This window comes from Microcella sp. (assembly GCF_033763155.1).
In the GTDB taxonomy this organism is placed as follows: Bacteria; Actinomycetota; Actinomycetes; order Actinomycetales; family Microbacteriaceae; genus Microcella.
On the sequence record NZ_JANRKZ010000206.1, the window covers coordinates 1 to 6,938 of the forward strand.

Genomic DNA, 6,938 nt, shown 5'->3' on the forward strand with positions numbered 1-6,938 from the left:
TCGGGCTCGCCGCCCTCGAGAAGAGCAACGGCCATGCCGGCCGCAACCTTCGCGAGCTCGCGGGTGTCCTTGAAGATCGTCGCGTACTGCTCACCCGAGAGGATCGCCTTGACCGAGTCGACCTCGGCGTCCTGGCCCGAGATGATCGGGAAGTCGACACCCACGGCGTAGCCAGCGTCGGTCAGAGCCGAGATGATGCCACGGCTGAGGCCGTCGTAGGGCGACAGAACGGCGTTGACCTTGGTGCCGTCCGAGTAGTTCGCCGTCAGAAGGTCTTCCATGCGGCTCTGGGCGACTTCGCCGTCCCAGCGCAGCGTGGCGGCCTGCTCGATGTCGGTCTGACCCGACTTCACGACGAGCGTTCCGTCATCGATCAGCGGCTGGAGGACATCCATGGCGCCCTTGAAGAAGAAGAACGCGTTGTTGTCGTCCAGCGAGCCAGCGAACAGCTCGATGTTGAACGGACCAGCCGGCGCGTCGGGGAGCGCGTTGCCCTCGAGGTCGGTGAGGCCGAGACCGTTCAGCAGGGTCCACGCCTGCTGCTGGCCCACGAGGAAGTTGTCGAACGTCGCGTAGTAGTTGACGTTCTCCGAGTCGAGGATCAGACGGTCATACGCGATGACCGGGATGTCGCTGTCAGCAGCGGTCTGCAGCACCTCGGTGAGGGTGGTGCCGTCGATCGCGGCGATGATCAGGGCTTCTGCACCCTTGGTGATCATGTTCTCGACCTGCGAGACCTGCGTGGGGATGTCGTCCTCTGCGTACTGGAGGTCGACGGTGTAGCCAGCAGCCTCGAGCTCGGCCACGAGGGCGTCACCGTCAGCGATCCAGCGCTCCGACGAGCGGGTGGGCATGGCGACGCCGATGAGGCCTCCGCCTTCGCCTTCGCCCTCGGCAGCCGGGGCCGAGCAAGCGGCGAGACCAAAGGTCATCGCGCCAATGGCCACGGCGGAGAGAAGAACGTTCTTCTTCACTGTGTGTCCTTTCATAGGGGATGTGGTGGTGCTGCAGTTCTCAACTCACCTGCGAGTTGAGAGCCGTTCCCGGGGCGAACCCCGGGACATCTAGGTGGTCAGCGCGCTCATAGTGATTGCGCCAATCGGTAGTAGGCGGCGTTCGTGCGCACATCGCGCGCGAACCCCTCGAGCGTGGTGCTCTCGTCAATGACGAGCAGCTCGACCGCGGCCATCTGGGCGAAGTCTCGAAAGACATCGACTCCCACTTGCGTGGTCATGACCGTGTGGTGGGCGGCCCCCGCCGTCAGCCAGGCTGCGGCGGAAGTGCTGAAGTCGGGAGCGGGCTTCCACACCGCGTGTCCGACAGGAAGGTGGGGCATCGGCGCCGGCAGAGCGACGTTCTCAACGACGTTCGCCACGAGGCGGAAGCGGTCGCGCATGTCACTGAGCGCCACGACGACGGCCGGGCCAGCGTCGGCCGTGAAGACCAGACGCACGGGGTCGTCTTTGCCGCCGATGCCGAGCGGGTGCACCTCGAGGCGCGGTGTCGAGGTGGTGAGCGAGGGGCTGACTTCGAGCATGTGCGCGCCGAGAATGAGCTCGTTGCCGGGCTCGAGGTGATACGTGTAGTCCTCCATGAGGGATGCGCCACCGGGCAGCCCGGCTCCCATCACGGCGGCCGCGCGCACGAGCACCGCGGTCTTCCAGTCGCCCTCGGCGCCGAAGCCGTAGCCGTCGGCCATGAGGCGCTGCACGGCGAGGCCGGGCAGCTGCTTCAGGTCGGCGAGGTCCTCGAACGAGGTGGTGAAGGCAGAGAACCCGCCGTCTTCGAGGAACCCGCGCAAGCCGAGCTCAATAGCCGCGCCGTAGCGCAGCGATTCGTGACGCGCTGCCCCGGGGTGCAGTTCGGCAGCGACGTCGTAGAGGTCGAGGTATTCGGCGACAAGAGCGTCGATGTCGGCGTCGGCGACCGCGTGCACGGCGTCGGCGAGTTCGGTGACGCCCCACGTGTTGACCTGCACGCCAAACCGCAGTTCGGCCTCGGTCTTGTCGCCCTCGGTCACCGCGACGTAGCGCATGTTGTCACCGAAGCGAGCGAGCTTGAGCTCGTGGGTCGCGTGCCAACCGGCGGCCGCGCGGGCCCAGACGGCAACACGATCGGTCACGGCGGGGTTCGAGACGTGCCCCACGACGGTCGTGCGCGCCACGCCGAGGCGCGAGACGATGTATCCGAATTCACGGTCGCCGTGCGCAGCCTGGTTGAGGTTCATGAAATCGAAGTCGATCGTCGCGAACGGCAGTTCGACGTTGGCCTGCGTGTGCAAGTGCAGCAGCGGCTTCTGCAGCGCGTCGAGGCCGGCGATCCACATCTTGGCCGGGCTGAAGGTGTGCATCCACGCGATCACGCCAATGACGTTGGGCGCGGCGTTGGCTTCTTGCATGACGCGCTTGATGCTCGCGCTGTCAACGAGGGTCGGCTTCCACACGATCGTGACTGGGATGCTCGCCGCAGCCTTCAGCCCCGCAACAACCTGTTGCGACTGCTCCGCCACCTGGCGCAACGTCTCATCGCCATAGAGGTTCTGGCTCCCGGTGAGAAACCAGACCTCGTAGGTCGAGAGGTCGGGGACAATGCTGCGGGTCACGAGGTGGCTCCTTGGAGTGCGGTGAGGGGCAAAGCGTCGACGGCCTGTCGCTGAATCTCGAGGCCAGACTCATAGGTGCTGAGGTAGGTGGCAAAGCCCGCGACATCGGCGGGGTGGGGCGTCACGACGTTCATGTCGGTGCCGCCGAAAACCTCGCGCTCGAGGAAGGTCGAGAGGTCTCCGCCACCCGCCGCGGTGAAGGCCGCGAGCACCGCGATGCCCCAGGCTCCCCCTTCGGCCGCGCTCTCGGCGACGCCCACCGGAGCATCAAGCGCCGCGGCGAGAAAGCGCTGGGCGACGCCGGCCGTGCGAAAGAGTCCGCCGTGGGCCTGCATGCGATCGATCGCGACGCCTTCGTCGTGCAAGGCGCGCATGCCGAGGCTGAGCGTGGCGAAGACTCCATAAACCTGAGCGCGCATGGTGTTGGCCAGCGTGAGGTCGCTCTCGGGCGTGCGCACGACAATCGGGCGACCCTCGCTCAAGTGGGCGATCGGCTCGCCCGCAATCTGGTTGTAGGCCAGCACGCCTCCCGCATCAGCCGCGCCATCGAGTGCCTCGGCGAGCAGCAAGCGGTAGGCCTCATCGGCGTCGACGGGCGTTCCCGTGAGTTCGGCAAAGCGGCGGAACACACCCACCCATGCGGCCAGTTCACTCGTGCCGTTGTTGCAGTGCACCATCGCGACGGGATGCCCGGCCGGCGTCGCCACAACATCGAGTTCGGCGTGCACGCGCTCGATCGGCCGCTCGAGAACGACCATCGCGAAGATGCTCGTTCCGGCACTGACGTTGCCCGTGCCCGGAGCCACCGCGTTTGTCGCGACCATGCCGGTTCCGGCGTCGCCCTCGGGCGGGCAGAACACGGCGCCGGGCTGCAAGGCACCCGACGGGTCGAGCAGTGCGGCACCCTCGGCGGTGAGCGCACCGGCGGAGGCCCCGGCCGGGAGGATCGCGGGCAGGAGGTCGCGCAGCGGAGCAGCCAGAGCAGTGGGGGCAACGAGCGCGTCATACTGCGCGAGCATCGCGGCGTCGTAGTCAACCCCTGCGGCATCGATGGGGAACATGCCCGAGGCATCGCCGATGCCGAGCACACGCTCGCCCGTGAGCATCTGGTGCACGTAGCCCGCGAGAGTGGTGATGTGGCGAACGCGGCCGACGTGGTCTTCGCCGCTCAGCACCGCCTGGTGCAGGTGCGCGATCGACCACCGCAGCGGAATGTTCACGCCGAAGAGTTCGGTGAGCTCGGCAGCGGCCTGGCCCGTGCTCGTGTTGCGCCACGTGCGGAAGGGAACCAGCAACTCGTCAGCGTCATCGAAGGCGAGGTAGCCATGCATCATGGCCGAGACGCCGACGGCCGCAAATGTCGTCGGGGTAGCGCCGTGACGCGTTTGTGCGTCGGCGACGAGGGCTGCGTAGGCACCCTGCAGGCCCGCCCACACCTCAGCGAGGTCGTAGGTCCACACGCCATCAACGAGCTGGTTCTGCCACTCGTACGAGCCCACCGCAATGACCTCGTTGGGGTTTTCGCCGATGAGGCATGCCTTGATGCGCGTCGACCCCAACTCGATGCCGAGCACGGCGCGGCCGTCAGCGATCACCGCGGCGCTCATCGAACACCTCCGACGGGCTGGCCGTAGACGTTCTGGTAGCGGTCGAAGAGCGCGTCGATGGCGTCGGGTGCGATCGGAACCAGCGGGCCGGCCTGGCGGGCGATGTGCACCGTACGCGCGACGTCTTCAACCATGACGGCGGCCTTGACCGCGTCACGAGCATCCGTGCCAATCGTGAACGGGCCGTGGTTCTGCATGAGCACGGCGCGCGAACGGTGCCCGCGCAAGGTCTCAACGATGCCGCGACCGATCGAGTCGTCGCCGATGATCGCGAACGGGCCCACGGGAATGTCGCCACCGAACTCGTCGGCCATGGCCGTGATCACGCACGGAATCGGCTCGGCCCGCGCCGCCCAGGCGGTTGCGTAGGTCGAGTGCGTGTGCACGACGCCGCCGACCTCGGGCATGTTGCGGTAGACGTACGCGTGCGCTGCCGTGTCGCTTGACGGGCTGCGGTCACTGCCGGGAGTGTTCGGCACGACCTCGCCGTCAAGCGTGCACAAGATCATGCTCGAGGGGGTGAGGTCGTCATAGCCCACACCGCTCGGCTTGATGACGAAGAGGTCGGCACCCGGAACCCGGCCCGAGACGTTGCCGCCCGTCCACACCACGAGGTTGTAGCGCACGAGCTCGGCGTGAAGAGCAGCCACGTCGTCGCGCACACGCGCAACGGCGACCTGCACTTCGGGGCTCAGCACGTTCACGGGACTCCATCGTCGCGGCGGCGACGGGTGGACCCGACGCCGGGGTAGTTCAGGGGTGGTTTCGCTGTGACCGTTTTGTGACCGTTCACATCGCGTGATGGCTATCTAACGGCGAAACGGTCACATGTGTCAACTACGCATGCGGGCGAAACGGTCACAACTCGATAACGCCGGGGAATCCGGGGTGAATCGTTACGGTCGACGCCCCGTCGATTGACGGATGATCAACTCCGGCTGCACCGGATCGTGGTTCATCTCCACTTCGCCACGAAGCTCGCCCAACAAGAGGGCAACCGCACGGCGACCGATCTCGGCAAAGTTCTGCCGCACGGTCGTGAGGGGAGGTGCATAGTGCGCCGCCTCGGGAATGTCGTCAAAGCCGACGATCGACATATCCCCGGGCACGCTGAGGCCCATTTCGCGACAGGCGTGCATGAAGCCGAGCGCCATTTGGTCGTTTCCGACGAAAACCGCAGTGAAGTCGCGGTAGCGCAAGAGTTCGAGCCCGGCGTAGTAGCCGAATGATGCCGTCCAGTCACCCAAGATCGGTGCGCGCGTGCGCAAGTCAGCGTCGCTCAGCTCGCGCAAGAAGCCCTGCATGCGGGCTTCGGCCTCGATCCAGTCTTGCGGGCCCGAAATATGCATGATTTCGGTGTGCCCAAGCTCGATGAGGTGTCGCGTTGCCATGCGGGCGCCCATCACTTGGTCAACCCACAGCGAGTGTGAGGTGTTCAACCCGGTGGCCTCGAGCGTGACGAACGGCACACCGATCTGCAGATCGTTGATGGCCTCGAAAACGCGCACTTGTGGCGCGATCACGATGAGCGCTTCGATCGACTGGCTCATGAGGTAGTCGAGACCGCTCTTGATCGAGGCGTATTCGCTCGAACTGATGTTGGTGATGGAGAGCCGGTAGCCCGCTTCACGCGCTGCCGACTCAATCGCCTGAATGCTCGTGGCGGGCCCGTAGTGCACGGTTTGCGCCGCGAGCACACCGATCGTGCGCGATCGGCTCGTCACGAGAGCACGCGCCGCCTGATTGGGCCGATAGCCGAGCTCGTCGATCGCTTCCCGCACGCGCTGGAGCGTTTCGGGGCGGATGCTCGGGCTGTCGTTGAGCACGCGCGAAACGGTTTGGTACGACACCCCGGCGACCCGGGCGACGTCACGGATGTTCGGCGCGCGCACGCGTTCCGGCTCAGCCGGTCGCTCCGTGTCCGTCATCATCGTCCGTTCGGGGTCGCGATGTGTACGTTCACATCGGCGAGACCATTATGCACGCGAGCGCTCCAGAGAACGACGGCCACCGGGTCAGAGACTCGCCAGTGACTGCTGAACGTCAGCAAGAAGGTCGTCGACGTCTTCGATTCCCACCGACAAGCGAACGATCGCGTCACTCACTTCTAGCTCGGTGCCCCGCACCGACGCGTGGGTCATCTCGCTGGGGTAGTTCACGAGCGATTCGACGCCACCGAGTGACTCCGCGAGGCTGAAGACGCGCAGGCCCTCGGCGAAGGCGCGTGCGGCGGCGGCGCCTGCCGCGAGCTCGAGCGAGAGCATCCCGCCGAAACCGCGCATTTGACGCGCCGCAAGCTCGTGACCCGGGTGATCGGTGAGTCCGGGGTAGTAGACACGCGCGACAGCCGTGTGGCCGACGATCGACTCGGCGATCGCGTGGGCGTTGGCTGAGTGGCGGTCTATGCGCACGGCAAGAGTCTTGATGCCGCGCGTCGTGAGCCACGCATCCATCGGTCCCGAGACGGCTCCCGCGGCGAACTGCAGAAACTGCACCTGCTCGGCCAGCTCGGGGTCGTTGAGCACAACAGCGCCGCCGAGCACGTCAGAGTGCCCGCCGAGATACTTCGTCGTCGAGTGCACGACGACATCGGCGCCGAGCGTCAGCGGCTGCTGCAAGTAGGGCGTGGCGAAGGTGTTGTCGACGACAACGAGTGCGCCGACCGCGTGAGCGATCTCGGCGAGCGCCGAGATGTCGGTGATCTTCATGAGCGGATTGCTCGGGGTCTC

Annotated in this window: 6 protein-coding genes; all 6 read right to left on the minus strand. The window is 66.3% G+C overall.

Annotation, left to right across the window (positions count from 1 at the left end; translation table 11 throughout):
* A partial coding sequence (locus SFU54_RS08965) for a sugar-binding protein (RefSeq protein WP_319015944.1) occupies window positions 1–932 on the minus strand: 932 nt, incomplete at its 3' end.
* 149 nt (window positions 933–1,081) lie between these two features.
* Entirely contained in the window at window positions 1,082–2,602 is a 1,521-nt protein-coding gene (gene araA / locus SFU54_RS08970) for an L-arabinose isomerase (protein ID WP_319015939.1), read from the minus strand.
* Complete coding sequence (locus SFU54_RS08975) at window positions 2,599–4,209, minus strand: xylulokinase (RefSeq protein ID WP_319015940.1); 1,611 nt, start codon at window positions 4,207–4,209, stop codon at window positions 2,599–2,601. Before SFU54_RS08975 ends, araA begins: the two co-directional genes overlap by 4 nt.
* Window positions 4,206–4,913 carry an L-ribulose-5-phosphate 4-epimerase gene (locus tag SFU54_RS08980; protein ID WP_319015941.1) on the minus strand — a complete coding sequence of 236 codons (708 nt, stop codon included), beginning with the start codon at window positions 4,911–4,913 and terminating at the stop codon, window positions 4,206–4,208. The genes SFU54_RS08975 and SFU54_RS08980 overlap by 4 nt, the downstream gene beginning before the upstream one ends.
* Before the next feature lie 192 nt (window positions 4,914–5,105).
* A complete protein-coding gene (locus SFU54_RS08985; RefSeq protein WP_413466593.1) occupies window positions 5,106–6,137 on the minus strand; it encodes a LacI family DNA-binding transcriptional regulator in 1,032 nt (343 codons plus the stop codon).
* 87 nt (window positions 6,138–6,224) lie between these two features.
* Window positions 6,225–6,938: PLP-dependent transferase (locus SFU54_RS08990; RefSeq protein WP_319015943.1), on the minus strand; the 714-nt coding region annotated here is incomplete at its 5' end.

What these genes read in the sequence shown, in the direction of transcription:
- SFU54_RS08975 (WP_319015940.1), bottom strand. Translation starts at nt 4,209, where the DNA reads ATGAGCGCCGCGGTGATCGCTGACGGCCGCGCCGTGCTCGGCATCGAG.
- SFU54_RS08985 (WP_413466593.1), bottom strand. Translation starts at nt 6,137, where the DNA reads ATGACGGACACGGAGCGACCGGCTGAGCCGGAACGCGTGCGCGCGCCG.